The sequence below is a fragment of the Adhaeribacter soli genome, from assembly GCF_008727925.1.
In the GTDB taxonomy this organism is placed as follows: domain Bacteria; phylum Bacteroidota; class Bacteroidia; order Cytophagales; family Hymenobacteraceae; genus Adhaeribacter_A; species Adhaeribacter_A soli.
In genome coordinates this window covers 83752-105852 of the sequence record NZ_VTWT01000006.1, presented here as the reverse complement: position 1 = coordinate 105852, position 22101 = coordinate 83752, and the positions used below count along the sequence as shown (strand labels likewise).

Annotated in this window: 8 protein-coding genes; 5 read left to right on the top strand and 3 right to left on the bottom strand. The window is 48.4% G+C overall.

Translation table 11 applies throughout. The features are described from left to right. The first annotated feature begins 46 nt into the window (after positions 1 to 46). Together F0P94_RS11675 and F0P94_RS11670 are read left to right on the top strand one after the other, a co-directional pair. Positions 47 to 7165: a GEVED domain-containing protein gene (locus F0P94_RS11675; RefSeq protein WP_150904074.1), complete on the top strand. Its 7119-nt coding sequence runs from the start codon at positions 47 to 49 to the stop codon at positions 7163 to 7165. 183 nt (positions 7166 to 7348) lie between these two features. Further along, the gene (locus F0P94_RS11670) at positions 7349 to 14104 is read left to right on the top strand and encodes a T9SS type B sorting domain-containing protein (protein ID WP_150904073.1); all 6756 of its coding nucleotides are present in this window, start codon (positions 7349 to 7351) and stop codon (positions 14102 to 14104) included. 754 nt (positions 14105 to 14858) lie between these two features. Here F0P94_RS11670 and F0P94_RS11665 read toward each other — a convergent pair. After that, complete coding sequence (locus F0P94_RS11665) at positions 14859 to 16670, bottom strand: T9SS type B sorting domain-containing protein (RefSeq protein WP_191907027.1); 1812 nt, start codon at positions 16668 to 16670, stop codon at positions 14859 to 14861. 123 nt (positions 16671 to 16793) lie between these two features. Here F0P94_RS11665 and rlmD point away from each other — a divergent pair, with 123 nt between their 5' ends. Together rlmD and F0P94_RS11655 are read left to right on the top strand one after the other, a co-directional pair. Further along, positions 16794 to 18197, top strand: coding sequence for a 23S rRNA (uracil(1939)-C(5))-methyltransferase RlmD (rlmD, locus tag F0P94_RS11660; protein WP_225307210.1), 1404 nt, complete (start codon positions 16794 to 16796; stop codon positions 18195 to 18197). Between the two features lies 1 nt (position 18198). Further along, a complete protein-coding gene (locus F0P94_RS11655) occupies positions 18199 to 18567 on the top strand; it encodes a hypothetical protein (protein WP_150904071.1) in 369 nt (122 codons plus the stop codon). Between the two features lie 125 nt (positions 18568 to 18692). On the opposite strand, the gene thiL is transcribed toward F0P94_RS11655, so the two are convergent. Continuing rightward, on the bottom strand, positions 18693 to 19724 hold the full coding sequence (gene thiL / locus F0P94_RS11650; RefSeq protein WP_150904070.1) for a thiamine-phosphate kinase: 1032 nt from the start codon (positions 19722 to 19724) through the stop codon (positions 18693 to 18695). Between the two features lie 283 nt (positions 19725 to 20007). After that, positions 20008 to 21099, bottom strand: coding sequence for a T9SS type A sorting domain-containing protein (locus F0P94_RS11645; RefSeq protein WP_150904069.1), 1092 nt, complete (start codon positions 21097 to 21099; stop codon positions 20008 to 20010). 311 nt (positions 21100 to 21410) lie between these two features. Here F0P94_RS11645 and F0P94_RS11640 point away from each other — a divergent pair, with 311 nt between their 5' ends. Next, a complete protein-coding gene (locus F0P94_RS11640) occupies positions 21411 to 22082 on the top strand; it encodes a TetR/AcrR family transcriptional regulator (RefSeq protein ID WP_150904068.1) in 672 nt (223 codons plus the stop codon). The last annotated feature ends 19 nt before the right edge of the window (positions 22083 to 22101 follow it).

The window sequence follows — 22101 nt, the reverse complement described above, 5'->3', positions numbered from 1 at the left end:
ATTTGATCAGAATTCGAATCGGTAATTTGTCTTCAATTTCCACGATATGAGAAAACTTCTAACTGCAAGATCATTCACGTATGTGTTTGCAGGCCTGCTTGCCTTGCTTTTCAACATGCTTTGGGCGCATTCCGCTGCAGCCCAATGCCCAACCACTGCCTGCGTACCAGGGAATGCGCCTGCCGGAAACCTGATCTTCGGCATGGGCATTCTGAACGTAAACGTGAATAACGGGGCCATTAACAAGACTAGCCCCGGCGCAACGGATGGTTACCAGGATTACGCCTGTACCACCGGCACGAGTCTTACTGCTGCCGTAGCCCACCCCATCAGCATCCAGACCAATCCTAATGTGAACGAGAACGTGCGCGTGTGGATCGATTACAACAACGATGGCATCTTCCATGTAACCAACGAGCTGGCCTTCAGCTCCATTAACAATATCCTGCATACCGGCACCATTACGATCCCGACTAGTGCCGTTACCAACACGCCTCTGCGCATGCGCATAGCCGCCGACAATTTCTCTTCGCCGCTGCCTACGCCTTGCTTTACCCCGCAGTATTCCCAGGTAGAAGATTACCGCATTACCGTTACGGCCAACACCAGCGCCCCGGCTCCGGAGTTCTCGGCTTCGGCTACCACCACCTGCAACAGCACCGTTTCCTTTACCGATCTTTCAGCGAACGGCCCAACTTCCTGGACCTGGAACTTTGGTGATCCCAACTCCGGTGCCAGCAATACTTCTACGCTGCAGAACCCTACTCACACCTTCTCGGCCCCGGGTACTTATACCATTACCCTGACAGCCTGTAATGCGGGAGGCTGCAATACTGTTACCAAAACCAGCTACATTACCTACCACAACAACGTGCCGGTTGCAGCTACCTGCACCCCGGCCACTTCCAGCTACTGCTGCGGCTATGGTATTACGAACGTGAACTTTGGCAACGGGCTGATGACCAATACTTCGGTGAACGGGCAGGCCGGCTACCAGGACTTTACCTGCAGTAAGTCGGTGACGGTAACTGCCGGCAACAGCTACCCGATCTCCCTGACAAGTGGCACCAACCCGCAGGACACCCGCATTTACATCGACTTAAACAACGATGGCAGCTTTACCGGTTCTAACGAAATGGTGTTCCAGCTCTTAAACCAGGTAAACCCTTCCGGCAGCATTACCATACCCGGCACTACTTTCCTGAACACACCTCTGCGCATGCGCATTGTTTCTGATGAGATTGGCAGCGCCTTTAACAGCTGCAGTGGCATTCAGAGTGGGCAGGCTGAAGATTACACCATCCGCATAAACCCGAATCCTAATCCGCCGGTGGCACAGTTTACTTCTAATTACGCTTCCGCTTGCGATACCATCGTTCGCTTTACCGACCAGAGCACCAATGCGCCTACTTCCTGGGCCTGGGACTTCGGCGATCCGGCTTCAGGAGCGCTGAATACTTCAACCCTGCCCAACCCGGTACACATTTACCATACCCCGGGCACGTACACAGTAACGCTGGTAGCTACGAACTCGAACGGCCCCAGCACCCAGACCAAGACCAACTATGTAACCATTGTAAAACCTTGTCTGAACTACTGTCCTTCCAACGGGCACAACAACACCAACATTCATATCAGCAATGTAACCCTAAGCAACCTCAACAATACTTCCGGCCAGGCGCCGAATGGCTACTCCAATTTTACCGCCCAGACGGCTACCCTTTTGCAGGGAAATCCTGCTAACCTGAGCGTAAGCCGAGGGGGTGGAATTTTCAATACCTCTGTGAGCGCCTGGATCGACTTCAACCGAAATGGTATTTTCGAAACAACCGAAAGGGTGATGGCGCAGACCGGCACCACGACGACCTTTACAATTCCGGTAACCGTGCCAGGTGCTGCCTTAATCGGCCCTACCCGGATGCGGGTTATGATCTCTGCAACAGGCGTTGCGCCTACCAACCCCTGCCTGAGCGGCCAGAATTTTATGGAGGTAGAAGATTATACCATTAGCGTGCAAACCAACCAGCAACCTCCGGTTATAGATTTTCTGGCCGATAGCCCGGTAAGCTGCAACGGCGTAGTTCAGTTTACCGACAATACCATTAATCTGCCAACTGCCTGGTTGTGGAATTTTGGCGATCCTGCTTCCGGAGCGAATAACACTTCCACATTACAGCACCCCACCCATACGTATGCAACAACGGGTCTTTACACCGTAACCTTAACGGCCACCAATGCTTATGGTACCAATACGGTAACCAAAAACAACTTCATTAATCACGACCCAACAAATGCATTTTGTACCAACGTGATTATGCCGGCAACCGGTACCGGACCTACGGCTACCTTATGTGCAGGCTCTATTTTTGATCCGGGCGGGCCAAACGGGTTCTACTCAGATAATGCCGATGGGATTACGACCATTGCCCCTAGCGGCGCCGCTACCGTTACGCTTACCTTTTCTTCTTTTAATCTTGAATCAAATTTTGACTTCCTGCAGGTATTCGATGGCCCTAATACAGGCTCCCCGCTTATCGGTTCATTTACCGGTAACATGCTCCCTCCTGCTATTACTTCTACCAGCTCTGCCTTAACCTTAAGATTTACCAGCGACGGCTCTGCCGTTCGGGATGGTTTTGCCGCTACCTGGAGCTGTACGCCGGTTTCAGCACCGCCGGTTGCAAACCTCAGAGCCGATTTAAACAATATTTGTACCGGCCTGGTAAGCTTTCAGGATGTATCTACCAACAGCCCGAATTCCTGGACCTGGGATTTCGGCGATGGCAGCCCTACCTCTACCCTCCGGAACCCAACGCACACTTACCCGACCGGGACCGCCGCTAACTACACCGTAACGTTAACAACCTGCAACAGCTTTGGCTGCCACACGGTTACCAAAACCAATTTCATAAACGTTACCGTACCCTGCTTAACCTATTGCCCTTCCAACGGGCATAATAATAATCGGCAGTGGATCAACAATGTAACGTTCGGCACAATAAATAATAATACCGGTCCGGAATTGAATGGCTATGCCAATTATACCTACCTCAGCAACAACATAATGCTGGGAACCGCTGCGAACCCTATAAACGTACGCTTAGGAAATAACAATACTTTTGGTTCGGTTGTGATCTGGATCGATTTTAATAAGGATGGTACCTTCCAGCCAACAGAGCGGGTTTTAAATGAGCAGGCAATGAGCACCGGTTTCGGAACTCCCCTGGTTGCCAGTGGCAATATTGCGGTTCCTTCTACCGCTCAAACCGGGCCAACCCGCATGCGGATAATATTAACTCAGAACTCTTTCCTGAACGACCCTTGTACGATGAACCAGTTCATGGGAGAAACGGAAGATTATACGATCAACATTCAGCCGAACACCTTACCAACGGTAGCCAATTTTACGGCCAATCTGAATACCATTTGCACGGGTACGGTGCAGTTCTCGGATGCCTCTACCAACGGAGCAACTTCCTGGACCTGGGACTTCGGCGACGGCAGCCCGACCTCCAACCTGCAAAACCCGACCCACACCTACCAGACCGGAACGGCTACCAGCTACAACGTAACCCTGACCGCCTGCAAAGGAACCCAGTGCAACACCGTTACCAAAAATAACTTCATTAACATAACCGTTCCCTGCCGCACTTATTGCGCCTCATCGGGGCATAATAATACTGACCAGTGGATCAGTAACGTACAGTTCGGAACTATTAACAACCCGTCATCGACGGATCCGAACGGGTATGGCAATTACACTTACCTGTCCTCCAGCCATCAGCTGGGTACTTCAAACAATCCGATAACGGTTACTTTGGGGAACAACAATGGCGTTTTTGGAAATGTGACGGCCTGGATCGATTTCAATAAAGATGGCATTTTCGCCAATACCGAAAAAGTGCTGGACATGCAAGCCACAAATTCCGGTTTCGGTTTGCCGATCATCGCATCCGGAAACATCAGCCTTTCAAGTACGGCCTTAACCGGGCCAACCCGGATGCGCGTAATTATGTCTCCTACCTTTAGCATGGCTGACCCGTGTGTCATGAACCAGTTCCTGGGGGAAACGGAAGATTACACGATCAACATTCAGCCGAACACCTTACCAACGGCAGCCAATTTTACGGCCAACCTGAATACCATTTGCACGGGTGTCGTTCAGTTTTCGGATGCTTCTACTAACGGGGCTACTTCCTGGACCTGGAACTTCGGCGACGGCAGCCCGACCTCGAACCTGCAGAACCCGACCCACACCTACCAGACCGGAACAGCGGCCAGCTACAACGTTACCCTGACCGCCTGTAAGGGAACCCAGTGTAACACCGTTACCAAAAATAACTTCATTAACATTTCTGTACCTTGTCGCACTTACTGTGCTTCTTCGGGGCATAATAATACAAACCAATGGATCAGTAAGGTGGAAATTGGCTCCATTAACAATACCACGGCAGAAGAAACAAACGGTTATGGAAATTATTCCTACCTGAGTACCGATGTGATGCTTGGTACCATGACTACTCCCTTAACTGTAACGCTTGGCAACAACTTCGGTGGTTTCGAATTCGTGGCAGTATGGATCGACCTGAATAAGGATGGTTCGTTCCAGGCAAGTGAACGGGTCATGAACACGCAGGCTATTAATACCGGCTCCGGCAACCAGCTGATTGCCACGGCAAACATCGGTATTCCGTCCACTACTTTGCCAGGCCGCACCCGCATGCGGGTTATCCTTACCCCTACCAGTATGCTAACCAATGCCTGCATTATGAACCAGTTCATGGGGGAAACAGAAGATTATACCATTAATATCCTACCTAACACCTTACCGACGGTAGCCAATTTTACGGCCGATCTGAATACCATTTGTACGGGTATCGTTCAGTTTTCGGATGCTTCTACCAATGGGGCAACTTCCTGGACCTGGAACTTCGGCGACGGCAGCCCGACCTCGAATCTGCAAAACCCGACCCACACCTACCAGACCGGAACCGCGGCCAGCTACAACGTTACCCTGACCGCCTGCAAAGGAACCCAGTGCAACACCGTTACCAAAAATAACTACATTAATATTACCGTTCCCTGCCGCACTTACTGCGCCTCAACCGGGCATAATAATACCGACCAGTGGATTGGCAGGGTGCAACTCGGAAACATTAATAACCTTAGCATTGCTGAAAATAACGGATATGGAAACTATAGCCATTTAAGCACAAATATGCTGTTAGGCTCCGCTACCAATCCGGTTACGGTTACTTTAGGAAACAACAATGGCTTTTTCGGTGATGTGGTTATATGGATAGATTTTAACCGCGACGGAAGCTTTTCCCCGGCAGAAAGAGTGCTGAATATTCCGGCTAGCAGCAGCGGTTTTGGAATGCCAATAACCGCCACCGGTAATATTTCGATCCCCCTTACAGGTACAACCGGCCCTACCAGAATGCGGGTTATTCTGACCCAGAACTTCAACCTGACCGACCCGTGTGTCATGAACCAGTTCATGGGGGAAACGGAAGATTATACCGTTAATATTCAGCCGAACACCTTACCGACGGTAGCCAATTTTACGGCCGATCTGAATACTATTTGTACAGGTATCGTTCAGTTTTCGGATGCTTCCACCAACGGGGCAACTTCCTGGACCTGGAACTTTGGCGACGGCAGCCCGACCTCCAACCTGCAAAACCCGACCCACACCTACCAGACCGGAACTGCGGCCAGCTACAACGTAACCCTGACGGCCTGTAAGGGGACTCAGTGCAATACTGTTACCAAGAATAACTTCATTAACATTACCGTTCCTTGTCGTACTTACTGTGCTTCTTCCGGACACGATAATACCAACCAATGGATCAGCAAGGTGGAGATGGGCCTGATCAATAACGCAACCGGTGCAGATCCGAATGCCTACGGAAATTATACTTACCTGCAGCATCGAATTATTAAAGGAACCAGCTCCCCGATTGCCGTAACGCTTGGAAACAACAACGGTCCTTTTGGCCAGATAGCCATCTGGATCGATTTCAACCAGAACGGTTCGTTCCAGCTTAATGAAAGGGTTATTAACGCTCCGGCAAACAGTTCCGGTTTCGGCACCCCAATGATAGCCAGCGGCAATATCCTGATTCCGGCAACCGCCTTATCCGGTACCACCCGGATGCGGATAATATTTTCACAGGGCTTTAATCTTACCAATGCCTGCGTCATGAACCAGTTCATGGGGGAAACGGAAGATTATACCATTAATATTTTGCCTTCCAATGTACCGCCGATTGTTAACTTCAGCGCAGCTCCGGCCGTTACCTGCAATGGCCAGGTAAACTTTACCGACCTTTCCACCAATAACCCAACTACCTGGACCTGGGATTTTGGCGACGGCAGCCCGACCTCTTCTGTGCAGAACCCAACCCATACGTATACAACGCAAGGCACCTATACGGTAGCGCTGACGGTCTGCAATTCTTTTGGATGTGAAACGTATACCCGCAACAGCTATGTGGTATTCGACCAGAATAATCCGGTTTGTTTAGCAGTTAACATGCCGGCTACCGGCACCTTTGCTGCTACTACCTGCTCAGGAAGCCTGTATGATAATGGCGGGCCAACTGGTAATTACACCGATGGCGTGAACAGTACCGTGGTAATTGCACCTACCGGGGCTACTTCGGTTGCTTTAACGTTCACTGCTTTCAGTACGGAAATGTGCTGTGACCGTCTGGTGATCCATGACGGGCCATCCACCGCCTCGCCGGTGATCGGCACTTTTGCCGGTTTCTCCCTACCAAACAACGGACAGCCAATTATTTCGACCGGCAACGCCTTAACCCTGGCCTTTACCAGCGATTTCAGTATGAATGAACCGGGTTTTGCCGCCACCTGGACTTGTTCCATTCCGGGCGGGTTGCCGAACGACCTGAACCTGGCCGGACTGGACGTGTTCCCTAACCCGACCACCGGCATTGTGAACCTACGGCTGAACAACAAAACTACAGAAGATTACAGGCTGGAAGTTATGGATGTTGTAGGCAAAGTATTGATGCAACAGGATATGACCCTGACCGATAAGGCACAAACTTTAAATCTGAGTGCTTTACCAAAAGGGGTTTACTTTATTAAAGTTCAGAATAAACATACTTCCGGCATAAGAAGGATCGTGCTGGATTAGCTCAGGTAAAAAAGCAGGTCAGTTCTTAACACTGACCTGCTTTTTTGTTCTTATATTTAACCGAAGTTTTATTTTTTTTCAAAAAAAACGAATGGGAAGGCAACGGTATTGTAATTTTTATACGACTTAAGCTTAACCCTTTATTTTATTTTTCTACGAGTTATAACTGCTTAATACCTCACTATGCGTATTAAATCTCTACTAAAAGTATTTTTCATTCTGCTGTTGGCTACGGTTGTTAACCATTCTTCCAAAGCCTCCCACTTATTCGGCGGGGAATTCACCTATGAATACATTGGCCCTTCCGGCGATCCGACCAATCCGTTTCAGTATAAAATTACTTATAAGATCTACCGGGAGCAGAACAATGGCTCGCTGGTAGATTTCAGGTTCTACCAGAAAAATGGGACTGAAATACCAGTAACCAGTTTAATTAATATGAATGGTTCCCCTGCGCCTGACCTCGGATTCGGCGCGGGAATTACCAGGGATTTCACAAGCCAATCTCCAGGACCTATCAGCCTGCCTACGCCTCCGGGTTGTTCCATAACCGGTTTGCCTTCTATCCGTCTTTGGATCTATGAATATAAAGTAAACTTACCGATTTCTTTTAATGGTTATTATGCCACTGCCAGTATAGGAGCTCGTAATGGAACCATTACCAATTTGTTAAGTCCGGGTTCCAGGTCGCTTTTTACCTACATGGAAATCCCCTCGCCCCTGATTCCCAGTAAATCGCCTGTTTTCACAGATACGGCAGTAGTTGTAATTTTTGCCGGCGATACCACTTCCATTATTAACAGTGCCTTCGATACTGACGGTGATAAATTAATTTATTCCTTTAATCAGCCTTTTGATGATGGAAACTATAACACATTTATACCTACCAGTACGGTTCCCATCCGAATCCCTTATGTAAGTACCGATTATAGCGTAAATAACCCATTTGGTACCGGAGGCTATGCATCGCTAAATGCCAGTACAGGCCTCGCAAAGTATTATGCGCCGGCAGCTGGTTTTTATGTTGTTTCTTTTCAGGTTAAGGAATACCGGAATATAAACGGGGTCGATGTACAGATCGGTTCTACTATCCGCGATATCCAGATTGTGGTGAAAAATGTTACTTTAACGCCTAACGTTAAACCAACATTTACCGGGCCGCGGGTAATTACAATTACGGAAGGCGATGCAATACCTGTAACCAACTTTACCTTCAACGACAGTGAAGCAACTCCTGGGGGTACTCAGCGGATGAAGGTTAGTGTTTCCAGTCCTTTATTTGATGGCCCGGGGAATAAGAATGCCACTTTCAACGGCTTGTCTGGTTCTTCAACAAGCAATGTATTAAACTTCTCTAATATTACAACCGGTACTTCATTTCCGTTAACCTTTACTTCTGTTTGCGGAGAGGCGAATACTTATCCTGTAAATATTACCGTAGAAGATAACAACTGCCCTCCCGGCAAGCGGAGTGAAACGATCCAGATTGAAGTTGTAAAATACAAAGGCCCGGAAAGAATCTTCGGCGATACCACTGTCTGCACGGGAACCAACGAAGCGTATAACGTAACCAGTAAAGCTACCGCCAACTATAACTGGCGCTTACAGGGTGGCGGAACGTTTGTTGGCAGCCGGACAAACCCTAATGTTCAGGTAAACTGGACTACGCCCGGCCGCTACAAATTAACGGCCATTGAAACCGGAACCGGCACCTGCCGCGATTCGGTGAGCTTTTTTGTGAATGTTGGTTTGGGTCTGAACGTTACGGTTAATGCTCCGGCACCTGTTTGCGCCGGCACACCGGTAACCTTAACCGCTGCCGGCGCTACCAGCTATACCTGGACCGACGGCACCAATACTTTTACCGGCACAAATGTTACCGTTTCGCCAACCACAACTACTACTTACACGGTAGTTGGTGCAGGTGGGACAGGTTGTACCGGCACAAATACGGTAACCGTAACAGTAACTCCTCCGCCAGCCGTTAACGCCGGGACCGATCGTACCATTTGCGTGGGCGCCAGCACCACATTAACGGCCTCCGGTGCGGCAACCTATACCTGGACCGATGGAACAAATACCTTTACAGGAAACAATGTTGCCGTTAATCCGACGACTAATACTACCTATACTGTAACCGGCTTAAACGCGAACGGCTGCTCCAGCACCGATCAGGTTACCGTAACGGTAACTCCGGGTCCGGTGGTGAATGCAGGAACTGATAAAACGATCTGTGCCGGATCTGCTACCACCCTGACTGCAACCGGCGCCGGCTCTTACTCCTGGACCGATGGTACGAATACCTTTACCGGTGCTTCGGTTACCGTTACCCCAACAGCTACTACCACCTACACGGTAACCGGGACTACCGCGGGTTCCTGCACCGGAAACGACCAGGTTACAGTAACAGTTTTACCAAGACCGGTTCTGGCCGTCTCAAGCCAGTCTATTTGTGCGGGACAAACAGCAACCCTTACTGCTACCGGAGCGAATTCCTATTCCTGGACCGATGGAACCAATACGTTTACCGGCAACAGCATTACCGTAAATCCTACTGCAACCACTACCTACACCGTAACGGGTACCGATGCCGGCAACTGTACTGCCACCGCCCAGCTTACCGTAACCGTAAATCCGCTACCGAACGTAGATGCAGGCGCTTCTCGGGAGATCTGCGCGGGCACCAGTACCACGTTAACCGCAACCGGCGCTGCCGTATTCAGCTGGAACGACGGATCGACCACCTTTACAGGCAACAACATTTCCGTTACCCCGGCAACAACTACCACTTACACGGTAACGGGTACGAACGCCAGTGGCTGCACCAGCACCGACCAGGTAACGATAACCGTAAAACCAAGCCCTACCGTGAGCCTGGCAACTGTTCCAAATTCTTTATGCAAGAATGCTGCTCCGGTAACTTTACCTGCTAATAGTACAATTAACGGAATTGTTGCCTCCACGCTGGATCCGGCTACTTTATCGGTTGGGAATCATACTGTTTTAACTTCGGTTACTGTAAACGGTTGTACCGGAACTGCCACGAAAACGGTTACTATTGAGGCCGTACCTGCTCCGAGCTTAGCCGTACTTGCAAACAGTTACTGCGCCGGACAAGCAGCGGTAACCTTGCCGGCCGGAACCACTATTAACGGTAACCCGGCGGCGACCTTCGACCCTTCGGTTTTAGGAGTTGGCACTTACCCGGTTTCCTTAACCGAAACGAATGCAGCCGGCTGCACCGTTACGACAAACAAAACGGTAACCATTAACGCCACTCCTGCTCCAAGCCTTTCTTTCCTGAATAATAACTACTGCGTAAATGCCCCTGCGGTAAACCTGCCTGCAGGAGCCGGTATTACTTACGCTATTAATTCCGGCCCGGCAGTCCCTTCAGGCACATTCAACCCGGGCACTTTAGGAGCCGGAAACCATACGGTTACTATTACCGAAAACAATGGCTCCTGCAGTGCTACCGTTACAAAAACCATTGCGGTAAATGCCCTGCCAACGCCTAGCCTTGCCTTACTGGCCAGCAACTACTGCAAAAATGAAGCTGCGGTAACCTTACCGGCCGGAACTACTATAAATGGAAACCCTGCGGGAAGCTTTGACCCAGGAACGCTGGCAGCCGGAACCTATACCGTTGCTTTATCGGAAACCAATGCCGCCGGTTGCAATGCCTCCGTTTCGAAAACAGTAACCATAAACGCAGTTCCTGCTCCTAGCCTGGCTTTCCTGAATACTGCTTATTGCCAGACTGCTACCGCAGTTACCCTCGATCCTGCTCAGGGAACGTATACCATTAACGGCGTGGCTCCGGCCGGAAATTCGTTCAACCCTGCCGTTTTGGGACCGGGTACGCACACGGTAATGGTAACTAAAATTGAGAACGGCTGCACCGGAACTGCTACCAGAACAATTCAGGTGAATGCGGTGCCTACAGCTGATTTCGGACCTTTAAAAAATACCTATTGCGCCAACGAACCAGTAGTTTCCCTGAGTGCGGTAGCCGGCAGCACCTTTACGATAAACGGTACCGCTGCCAGCAACTTCAATCCGGCTACTTTAGGCGTAGGAAACCATACCGTTGCAGTTACTACCATCAATGCAGCTGGCTGCTCGGTTTCTGCAACCAGAACTATTGCCGTTAATCCGGTTCCGGTACCATCGCTAGCTTTCTTAGCGCCTGCATACTGCCTGAACGCTACTGCGGTGGCTTTGCCGGGAGGTAGCGGCGGTAACCTGGTGAACTATAGCATTAATGGGGTATTAAATCAGACAACCTTCGACCCGGCAGCCCTTGGTGTTGGAACTCATACCATTAAGGTACTGGAATCTACGGCTATAGTTGGTGGCTGTATGGATTCTACAAGTCGTACTATTACAGTAAATGCGGTTCCTGCTCCGGCCTTTACGAACCTGAATGCCTCTTATTGCCAGAACGAAGGAGTTGTTACGCTGGCAAGCAACCTGGCGGGCAGCACCTTTACCATTAACGGCGTAGCCGCTACCTCCCTGGATCCGGCTGCGTTAGCAGTAGGAAACCATACGGTTGTGGTGAGCAATACCAATACCAGCAACTGCACCGGAACGGCAACCCAGACCATTACCATTAAACCTGTACCTACGGCCAACTTCGGAACGCTGGCAATGACTTACTGCCAGAACGAGCCGGCCGTTTCCCTGAACATACCAGGCAGCACCTTCACCGTGAACGGTGCAGCAGCTGCCACTTTCGATCCTGCTGCTTTAGGGGTTGGTTCCCATACGGTTTCGGTAACTACTACTTCTACGCCGGACAATTGCTCGGTAACAGCCACCAGAACGGTTACTATCAATGCTATTCCTGCACCAAGCCTGGCTTTCCTGAACAGCAGCTATTGTGCAAACGATGCGGCTGTAAACCTGCCGGCTGCCCCAACCGGAAGCACCACTACTTTCACGGTTAATGGAGCTCCGCTTACAACAGCTTTCGATCCGGCTACTTTAGGTGCAGGAACGCATACTGTTGTATTAATGGAAACCAACTCGGCTACCGGCTGTGTTGGAACTGTAACCAAAATCATTACGATCAATGGCACACCGCTTACCGATCAGATTTCCGGCCCGGTTTCCGTTTGCCCTGGCCTGAACGGCGTGACTTACCAGATCGTGACTCCAAGAGAAACTACTTACCAGTGGACCGTTTCCGGCGGAACCCTCGTTTCCGGGCAGGGAACTACAGCCATTGTGGTGAACTGGGGTGCTGCATCTGCAGCTACCATAACAGCAACGCCGGTAAATACGCTGGGTTGTTCCGGAACTCCGGGCACACTTGCCGTAACGGTAAATCCGGTGCTGGTAACTTCTCAGCCGGTTGGTCAGCTTACCATCTGCCAAAACCAGGCTACCCAGATCCGCTACGTAATGCCTAACCCTACCGTGGGCTCTACCTTTGTCTGGACGGTGCCGGGCGCTACGGTTACCATGCCGGCCGGCAATACCCGCGGCGATACCATTTTTGCAACCTGGACCACCCCGGGAACTTACAACATTGTGGTAAGAGAAAACAGCACAACCGGCCTGGCCAATTGCTTCGGCGATTCTAACCCGCTGAGCGTAACCGTGCTTCCTTCTCCGGATGCGAACCTGACCATAGCGGGCCCGTTAAGCGTATGTGAGAATGAGACGAATATTGCCTACAACCTGACCGGTGCTCCTGCAACTTCAACTTACGCCTGGTCGGTAACTTTCAACGGGACTACTACGGCCCTGCCGGGAACTTCCTCCAATGCCGCATTCAATGCCGGTACGGCCGGACAGTACACCTTATCGGTAACTGAAACGAATGCGTCGAATTGCGTAGGCACGCCGATCACGAAAGTAATTACCGTAACGACGAAACCGGAGCTGGATTCTATTTCCGGTCCTAAGTTTGTTTGCCCGGAAAACCTGAAAAACCACCTTTACTCTGTAAAAGGTACTCCGGGAAGTGAATTCGACTGGCAGGTAATTGGCGGCTCTTTCTCACCAACCACTAACGACAGCATTTATGTGAACTGGGATAATACCACAACCAAATCGATAATCGTTACCCCGAGATCAGCAACCGGCTGTGCAGGTTCGCCTTTCACTCTGAATGTAACCAACGATCCGGCCAATCTGGTATTGGAAACCGTTACTACGGCAGAGCAAAATGATCAGGTAATTGTGCTGAACTTCAGAATGCAAAGCAATTCGGCTAACCGGCAGGACATAGATATTTACCGTCGGGAAATTCCATCGGGAATTGTGGTGAAAGCAGGTACGGTCGCCAACACGGCCACCAACTTTACCGACAACAGCGTGAACACCAAGGAAATGCAGTATGAGTATTACCTGGAAAGCACCAACCAGTGCGGCTCTACGCTTAAATCGCCGGCTCACAACCAGATCCTGCTATCTAAAGTTAGCGGTAACGAAAAAGCCAAATCGGTTGAGTTACAATGGAATGCTTACCGGGGCTGGGGCGCGAACGGCGTAAAGGAATACGCGATCTACCTTAAAGCCGATAATGGTTCTTTTGAGTGGGTAGGTCAGGCAACGGATACAACGGCTTTGCTGAAAGATATTTCCGGCAGGGGCTTTAACCAGTGCTATCGCATAAAGGCAATCAGTATGGACGGCCGGGTTTCCTGGTCTAATGAAAAATGCCTGAGCTTTGCCAATGAGCTTGCCTTCTACAACATCTTCACGCCAAACAACGATACCAGAAACGATTATTTTGTAGTGGAGAACATCCAGCTTTACCCGGGCAATGAGTTAAGCATCTTTAACCGCTGGGGCAAAGAAGTTTACCGTAAAAAAGACTACGATAACAAGTGGGATGGCAAAGACGTGGCCGATGGCACGTACTACTATTTCATGAAGTTGCCGAACGGTAAAACCTACAAAGGCTGGGTAGAAATTGTAAGATAAACTCCCCCTCTCTCCAATACAAAAAATGCCACCCGATTCAGGTGGCATTTTTTTGTTTAATCCGTTTGTAGGTTTCTAATCCGAAAGCCAGCAATTCCATAGTTGCTAATCGTTTCCGGCTGCTTTAGCTGAAGGATAGAAAGGTAATTTCCTTAAAGGCTTAAGCCTAAATTTTACACATACTCCTCTCCTTCTTCCTGATTTTTTGGCTAACGCTGCAAGCATAGTTACTGGTAACCGTCAGCTAAAGCAGAGGGCAATGAATGCGTAATCATTATAAAATGTTAGTTAGGAAAAGGCCAAACAAGGAGAACACTAAAGTTAAATATCAATGAAGTAAATCCACTTTTCTACCAGAAAACCTACCGTTTCGAAGATGAAGCAAAAACCGGCACTTTCCTGGAAACCAACGAAAGTACCAGTGCAGCTTTTAAATTGTAACTGACAAAATATTTCTTTGTAGCGCAGGGTTTAAACCATTATCCTGTCCCATATCTTCTCTGGAAAAAGTCGATTATAATTGAAAAGCTGCAGTTAGTTATTGCAGCTCCACCTTTGGAGGGGCGAGAGGGAGGATTTTACAATATTTGATTTTTATCAGGAATGTGTGAACCTCCCCCTACCCCATCCAAAGGGGGACTTCATCCAATATGTGTACTTTAACCGTGGTTGCAGAAAAGTTACGGGAAAGGATTAGGGTATAAACCCTGTGCTACCTGCGTTACAAGGAAATATTTTTTGAGATAGCTTCAGCTTACCTCAAAATAGACACGTGGCCTTTATATTGCTTTTTGCCGTAACGAATGTGGTAGTAGTACACCCCGTCGCTTACATTCCGGCCATCCCAGGCAAATTGCCGATCAGCAGACTGAAATACCCTGGTGCCCCAGCGGCTATAGATCTGAATTTCCTGAAACGTATCCTGGCAATTATCAGTAGGCAAGGTAGGCATAACAAATGTATCGTTCCGGCCGTCGCCGTTCGGAGTAAAGATGTTAGGCGGCAGAAATTCCACGGTATCCCTGGGAACGTCATTCACCTGAAGGCGTACCTGAACGGTATCGGTATGGTTGGAAAAACAGCTGTTATCTTTTACAATAAACTGCAGCTCATAGGGTCCCTGACGGTTCAGGTTGGTGCAGTTTGCCGTCCAGGTAAAACGGGAAAGTACTTGCCCTTTTCCTGAAACCGGTTCCAGTTGCATACCTTCTGCCACCGGATCAAAATCCAGACCGATCATCCGGACTTCCAGCTGGTCATTGTCGGCATCGGTACTGAGTAAGTTGAACGTGCGGGGTTTATCAACAAATAACTGCAGGGTATTCCCGGGTTCCTGCAGCGCAATAATAGGCCTGGCATTTGGTTTTGGAATTACCCGGAAGGTTAGTTCCAGGGTGTCGGAACCAATGGCGCCGCAGGCATCGTCGGTAATTACCAGTTTTACTTTATAAAGCTGGTTCGGGGAATTAATGTTGCAATCGGGCCAGCAGATCTGGCTGGTAAAAACCTGGTTCGGGCGTTCCACTTTAAAAGAGGCAGGACTGATGTTTGGCGTACCCGAGAAATTAACCGGAATGGCTTTTAACTGAACCGTCTGGCCTACATCCGGATCGGAAAAAGTGATCGGGAAACAGTGATTGGTGGCATCGGTAACCAGCAGCGTGTCTCCTTCCATGTAGTCGCGGGTGGTGCCCGGCGCCCGGAGCGTTATTTTCGGTTCTTTGTTTGTCTGGCAATTATTCACCAAAACCTGAACATCCCTTCGGACCTCCCCTATTTTAACCCCGTTGCGGTATTCGGCGCAGGTAATTGCAAAAACAAATAAACCGGAGAATGCTGGTTTTACGGTTAACAAGCCGGTCTGAGAATTGATGGTTAACTTAGGGTTTCCTAAAATCTGGTCGTTAATGCCGTATCCGGATTGCCAGAAAACCAGGGGATATGGGGCCGGGTAAGGCGAAGTTAATCTGGGCAGGGCTTGGTCGGAATGACCTCTGATAGGTTCGGATAAGGAATAAACCAGTTGATCGCCATCAGCATCGGTAGCCTTCATGGAATACTGGAAAAGCTCATCAACGCAAAGGTGATCCGGAGGAATAGGCGGAAAAACCGGCAAACTGTTTATAAAGGGCTGTCGGTTTGCTATAACCGGGGGTATTTCGGCATAATAAAGCAGCCCGGAATTTCCGGGAATCATAATATTGCTAATATCCCGGTTCCGGCAACACCTTTCCCAAACAATATAATAGCCGGCCGGGTCGCCGTATAAGGAAGGGGATAGTTCTTTTTCAAGCCGGTATTTCAGAATTTTAGTGGAAATAGAACCACTTACGCACTGCCGGTTTATATAAGGCACAGAGCTGGTAGAAACAAGTGGCATTCTGAATACTTCTACTACCCGGTTGGTTTTTTTCGAGAAGATCCCGACTGCCACATCTATATCTTCGTTGCCTTGCGCTCCCGGAACCAGATTAGCGACATCGCCATAAACGTGAAGCTCAATATCGTACCGGAAGTTACCTTTGGCTCTGACCTGAAATTCGCCGCCCACCAGATGCGAGGCCAAACCCGGGAAGCCAGTTAATACAAGAACCAAACAGCAGCAGTATTTCGCGAATTTCATACGATAAATTTATCAATTTTTAAGATAATCGGCCGATACTGTGGCTTAATAAATTAATTTTGCAGTATCGTGAAAAAGAAAAAATTCGACCTGATCCCCAATGTCCGCATAGAAGAAATGGTTGCGGAAGGAAAATGTTTGGTGCGCCACCAGAATATGGTGGTTTTTGTAAAGGATGTAGCCCCCGGCGATATCGTTGACTTACAGGTTACCAAAAAAAGAAAAAGTTACCTGGAGGCCAAAGCCGTTAAATTCCATGAATATTCGGACGTGCGGGTACAACCGTTCTGCGAACATTTTGGCGTATGCGGCGGCTGCAAATGGCAGCATATCGGGTATGAAACCCAGCTTCATTACAAGCAAAAGCAGGTGAAGGATAACCTGGAACGCATCGGCAAGATCCCGTTGCCGGTTATAGACCCGATCCTGCCTTCCGAACAGGTAAGTTACTACCGCAATAAACTGGAATTTACGTTCTCGAATAACCGCTGGCTTACTTACGAGCAGATCCGTTCCGAACAGGAATTTAACCGCAATGCCCTGGGCTTCCATATTCCCCAGCGTTTCGATAAAATTATTGATGTACAGCACTGCTACCTGCAGCCAAGTCCTTCCAACGAAATTCGCCTGGCTGTGGCCAATTATGCCCGGGATAAAGACCTTGTTTTCTTTGACCTGGTAAAAATGCAGGGCTTCTTACGAAACCTGATCATCCGGACGGCCAATACCGGCGAACTGATGGTGATCATGCAGTTTTTCCAGGACCAGCCGGAAGATATTAAAGGGCTGTTGGATTTTCTATTAGCAGAATTCCCGCAAATTACCTCCCTCCACTACGTGATCAATTCCAAAGGCAACGAAACCTTCCACGATCTGGACGTGATCTGCGTGCACGGCGAACCTTACATTCACGAAAGCATGGAAGGCTTACGTTTCCGGGTTGGCCCGAAATCTTTCTACCAGACCAACTCGGCCCAGGCGTATGAACTTTACAAGCTTACCCGCGACTTTGCCGGTTTAACGGGCAAAGAGATCGTGTACGACCTGTATACGGGCGCGGGAACCATCGCCAATTTTGTAGCGCGCCAAAGCGCCAAAGTGGTTGGGGTGGAATACGTGCCAAGCGCCATTGAAGACGCTAAGATCAATTCGCAGATCAACAACATTACCAATACTACTTTCTACGCCGGCGATATGAAGGATGTGCTGAACGGTGCGCTTTTTGCCGAGCATGGCCGTCCGGATGTGATCATTACCGACCCGCCGCGCGCCGGCATGCACCCCGACGTAATTAAAATGCTGCTCGATGTACACGCCCCGAAAATTGTTTACGTAAGCTGCAATCCGGCTACGCAGGCCCGCGACCTGGAAATGCTTTCGGAAAAATACGAAGTTACCCGCATTCAGCCGGTAGATATGTTCCCGCAAACGCACCACGTGGAGAATATTGTTCAACTTATAGCAAAATAACATGCAAAACGACCCAGAACTGAACGGCAAATATTTAGGGACCATTACCAGGGATTTTGCCGTTGTTTCCGACACTTTAAAAGAAGCTTCATACCAGATCCGGAAACGGGAAATTTCCAGCTTCCCGATCTTTATTTTCACCCGGCAGGAGGTTCCGGTTGGCTCCATGCTTTTACGCGCCGAAGAAGCAGCTTTAAGCTGGCACGTACAGGTTTCTTACCTGGCCAACTTTGTGCAACAGGAAATTATTGCCGAAGATAAGGTTGCCGAATTTCAGGCCGCGTACAAAAACCCGGATGAGTTCTGCTGCCTTTTCGTGATCGATGAAGAATTTACCAACTTTGTATTTATTCCCTATCCGGAAGATTAATTGTAAATATTTTTTATCATAATTATTCAACCATTCCGGTTTTTCGCCAGATTCAATACTGTTTAAAATAAAAAAGAGCAAGGCTGTTTTAGCCTTGCTCTTTTTTATTCAGAAATGATACAGATCTACTCTTGAAAATGCTGCCACCCCTGGGCTTTTAAAGGAAAAGCATTTCCGGAAGGTGTAACTAATTTCAGGCCTTCCTCTTTTGCTGTAATTTTCCCGATTATGGTAATATCCGGGTGATTCTTGATCTTGTCGTAATCGCTTAACTTTACGGTAAACAGCAATTCATAATCTTCGCCCCCGTTTAGGATACAGGTTACCGGATCAATTTTAAATTCTTCGGCTGTATCGAGCATTTGCGGATCTGCCGGCAATTTGTCCTGGAAAATTACGGCGCCTTTGCCGGACTGCTGGCAAATATGCATCAGTTCCGAAGCCAGTCCATCCGAAATATCGATCATGCTGGTAGGTTTTACGCCTAACTCCCGAAGCTCATGGATCACGTCCATCCGGGCTTCCGGCCGCAACTGGCGTTGTACTACATACTCCTTATTCTCCAGCTCAGGCTGCATATCCGGATTCACTAAAAAGGCCTGCTTTTCGCGTTCCAGTACCTGCAACCCTAAAAAAGCGCCTCCCAGGTCGCCGGTTACGCAGACCAGATCATTTTCGCCGGCGGTGCTCCGCAGGGTAATGGTTTCCGGATCGGCCTCGCCTATTGCCGTAATACTGATGATCAGGCCCGAATTAGAGGAAGTGGTATCGCCTCCTACCAGGTCTACTTTATAGTTTTCGCAGGCGATCTGCATCCCTTCATAAAGCTCCTTTACCGCTTCTACCGAGTAGCGCGCGCCAACTGCCAGACTAACGGTTATCTGCGTTGGGGTGGCGTTCATGGCGGCAATATCCGAAACGTTTACCGCCACAGCTTTATATCCCAAATGCTTCAGCGGGCAAAAAGTAAGGTCGAAATGAACGCCCTCCACCAGCATATCGGTAGAAACCACGATCCGCTTTTTTCCGGGTTCTATTACGGCCGCATCATCCCCGATTCCAACAATAGTAGAAGGATTCTTTAAGGAGACTGCACGCTTTATTTCTTCGATTAATCCAAATTCACCAATACTATTCAGAGAGGTAAGGTTATTCATTTAAATACAATTTTTCCTGACAAAATACTTTTCAAACTCGTCTTAACAACGTATTACCTATATGCACCTTTTAATTTTAAAGCTATGAAAAAGCAGCTCTACCTTTTCCTTCTCACAACCATAATCTTAATTTCGTCCTGTGCTGCCCCAAACTCCCGGGCCTTTCACAACCGAACGAATAAAATGATTGCCCTTAAAAGAGCCAGGTAATAATTGAACAAAATAAGGCAAAAAAAAGGAGAGAATTACCTTCTCTCCTTTTTCTTTTAACCTGAACAGGTAGTTACTGAACGATCAAAGTTTTATAAACCGTCATTTTATAATCGTCCGCGCTAACGAACTTTACAAAGTACATACCTGGCTTCAAAGAAGAAACGTTTACCTTAATTTCCTGCTGGGCAGCATTGGTTGGCGTTACGTTAATGTTCTGGCCTAATGCATTAATAATAGTAACAGAAGCAACTTTGGACTTCTTAATTTCAATAGTTACTTCTTTGCTTCTGGAAGCCGGGTTAGGATATACATTGATTCCTTTGTCGAAGTCTTCCAGTACGCCCAGCGGCGCGTAGCTGCCGTAATTACCGGTGAAATCACCGGAGTGGCTTACCAGATTGGCGTAGCTCTGACCAAAGTAATCGGCCGGAGTAGTACCAGAGTTCCAGGCAGAAACGGTTTCCCACTCGTCTCCGATCTCATAGGTAGCAGAATTCGGGTTGGTTTTAGTACCGTTTTCGATAATACCTTTCCGCTTCAGCGACTGATTGGTACTTTTAACCGTTTGGGTAGTGCCACCTACTGTTACATTGCTAAGCCAACCGATTGGTCCTGGGTCATGACCAATTACACCAAAAATATCTACAATAACTGGAGTTCCCTGGCCGGCAACACCGCCAGTCCAACGGCGCAGTACCATGGCATCATTGCCATCGAAAGTTACCGGGCCGCCCGTTGTAAGAACGGTAGGGTTGGTTGAATTGTAATCAGAGGAAATCTGATCTGCGTTATTCAGGATTTCAGGTAAAGTAGCCTTAAAAGCGCCAATTACGAAAACATCGCCAGAGGTTAAAGTATTAGGTGCGTTGGGAGCAGGAACACCATTTGCAAAATTCCGTTTGGTTTGCTCTTCCTGGAAAACAGTTGAAGAACCATTGGAATAACGGGCCACAGAATATTGGCCCATATCGATTATAGCTGTGGTCGGGTTAAAGATCTGCAGGGCGCGTTCACTTCCCTGAGATGGCGTGGTGCCATTGGGAGGAACTGACCCGTTTGGATGCGCACCCTCGCTGTAAGCAGAGAAGAAAAGATCCGTTCCCTGAGCAAAAACACTGGTAGATGCCAATAAAGCACCCGCTAATACGTATAATTTTTTCATAAAAATTTATTGCTTTTTAGAATGATACAAAATTACGAATACTGATTTAAACTTCCTAAGTTTCAGATTATTTTTAAATTAAGCAATTATCTCCCTTGTCCCTTTAACTTTGTTTTACTTCCTGAAGAAGTCGATTAACCCGGTTAAATCTTCATTTAAAGCAACATCCCGATTTATTTTCCCGACCGGCCAAATTTGGTTTCGGTTTAACTTTCTAATACACCTATTCCAACTCCTATAACAACTACCAATAATTTCTTCAACCAATCCTTGCTAACGAACGTTAGGTTGTTTATATTTGTCTTTATTATATGAACAATCTTTCCCGCAAAGACCAGATCGAACAAACTGCCACGGCTTTGTTTAAAAGCCGGGGTTATGCCGCCACATCCATGCGGGACCTGGCTACGGCCATGGGCCTGGAAGCGGCCAGTTTGTATTCGCATATTAAAAGCAAGGAAGAAATTCTGCAGCGCATCTGTTTCCGGATGGCCAATGAGTTTTTCGAAGGGCTGGATCGCGCTGAAAAAACGATAGCGAATTCAACTGAAAAACTCAGGGCGGCAATCAAAAGTCACTTAACAGTGCTAACTAAACAACCCGCAGCTTCGGCCGTTTTCCAGAACGAATGGAAGCATTTAAGCGAGCCTTTTTTAACGGACTTCCAGAAACTCCGCTACGATTACGAAAACCATTTCCGGCAAATTATAAAAGAAGGAAATACCAGCGGGGAGTTTACCGTACGCGACGAAAAAATGGCGACATTAATGCTGCTTTCCAGCCTGAACTTTGTGCATACCTGGTACAAACCCGAAGGCAAACTTACCCCGGAACAGATCAGCGAAACGCTTAGCAATATGCTGCTAAATGGTATCGTTTCGGGCAAAAAAAGAGACCCCACCCCTAACCCCTCAGAGGAGGGGAATTTTGAAATTACCTTTTCAGAAACCGGGGATCAATTGAAGCAGATTCATCAAAACTAAACATAACTTTTAACTCATA

Excerpts from the sequence above, each read along its gene's own strand:
- F0P94_RS11640 (WP_150904068.1), top strand. The coding sequence starts at position 21,411 with ATGAACAATCTTTCCCGCAAAGACCAGATCGAACAAACTGCCACGGCT.
- F0P94_RS11675 (WP_150904074.1), top strand. The coding sequence starts at position 47 with ATGAGAAAACTTCTAACTGCAAGATCATTCACGTATGTGTTTGCAGGC.
- thiL (WP_150904070.1), bottom strand. The coding sequence starts at position 19,724 with ATGAATAACCTTACCTCTCTGAATAGTATTGGTGAATTTGGATTAATC.
- F0P94_RS11670 (WP_150904073.1), top strand. The coding sequence starts at position 7,349 with ATGCGTATTAAATCTCTACTAAAAGTATTTTTCATTCTGCTGTTGGCT.
- F0P94_RS11645 (WP_150904069.1), bottom strand. The coding sequence starts at position 21,099 with ATGAAAAAATTATACGTATTAGCGGGTGCTTTATTGGCATCTACCAGT.
- F0P94_RS11655 (WP_150904071.1), top strand. The coding sequence starts at position 18,199 with ATGCAAAACGACCCAGAACTGAACGGCAAATATTTAGGGACCATTACC.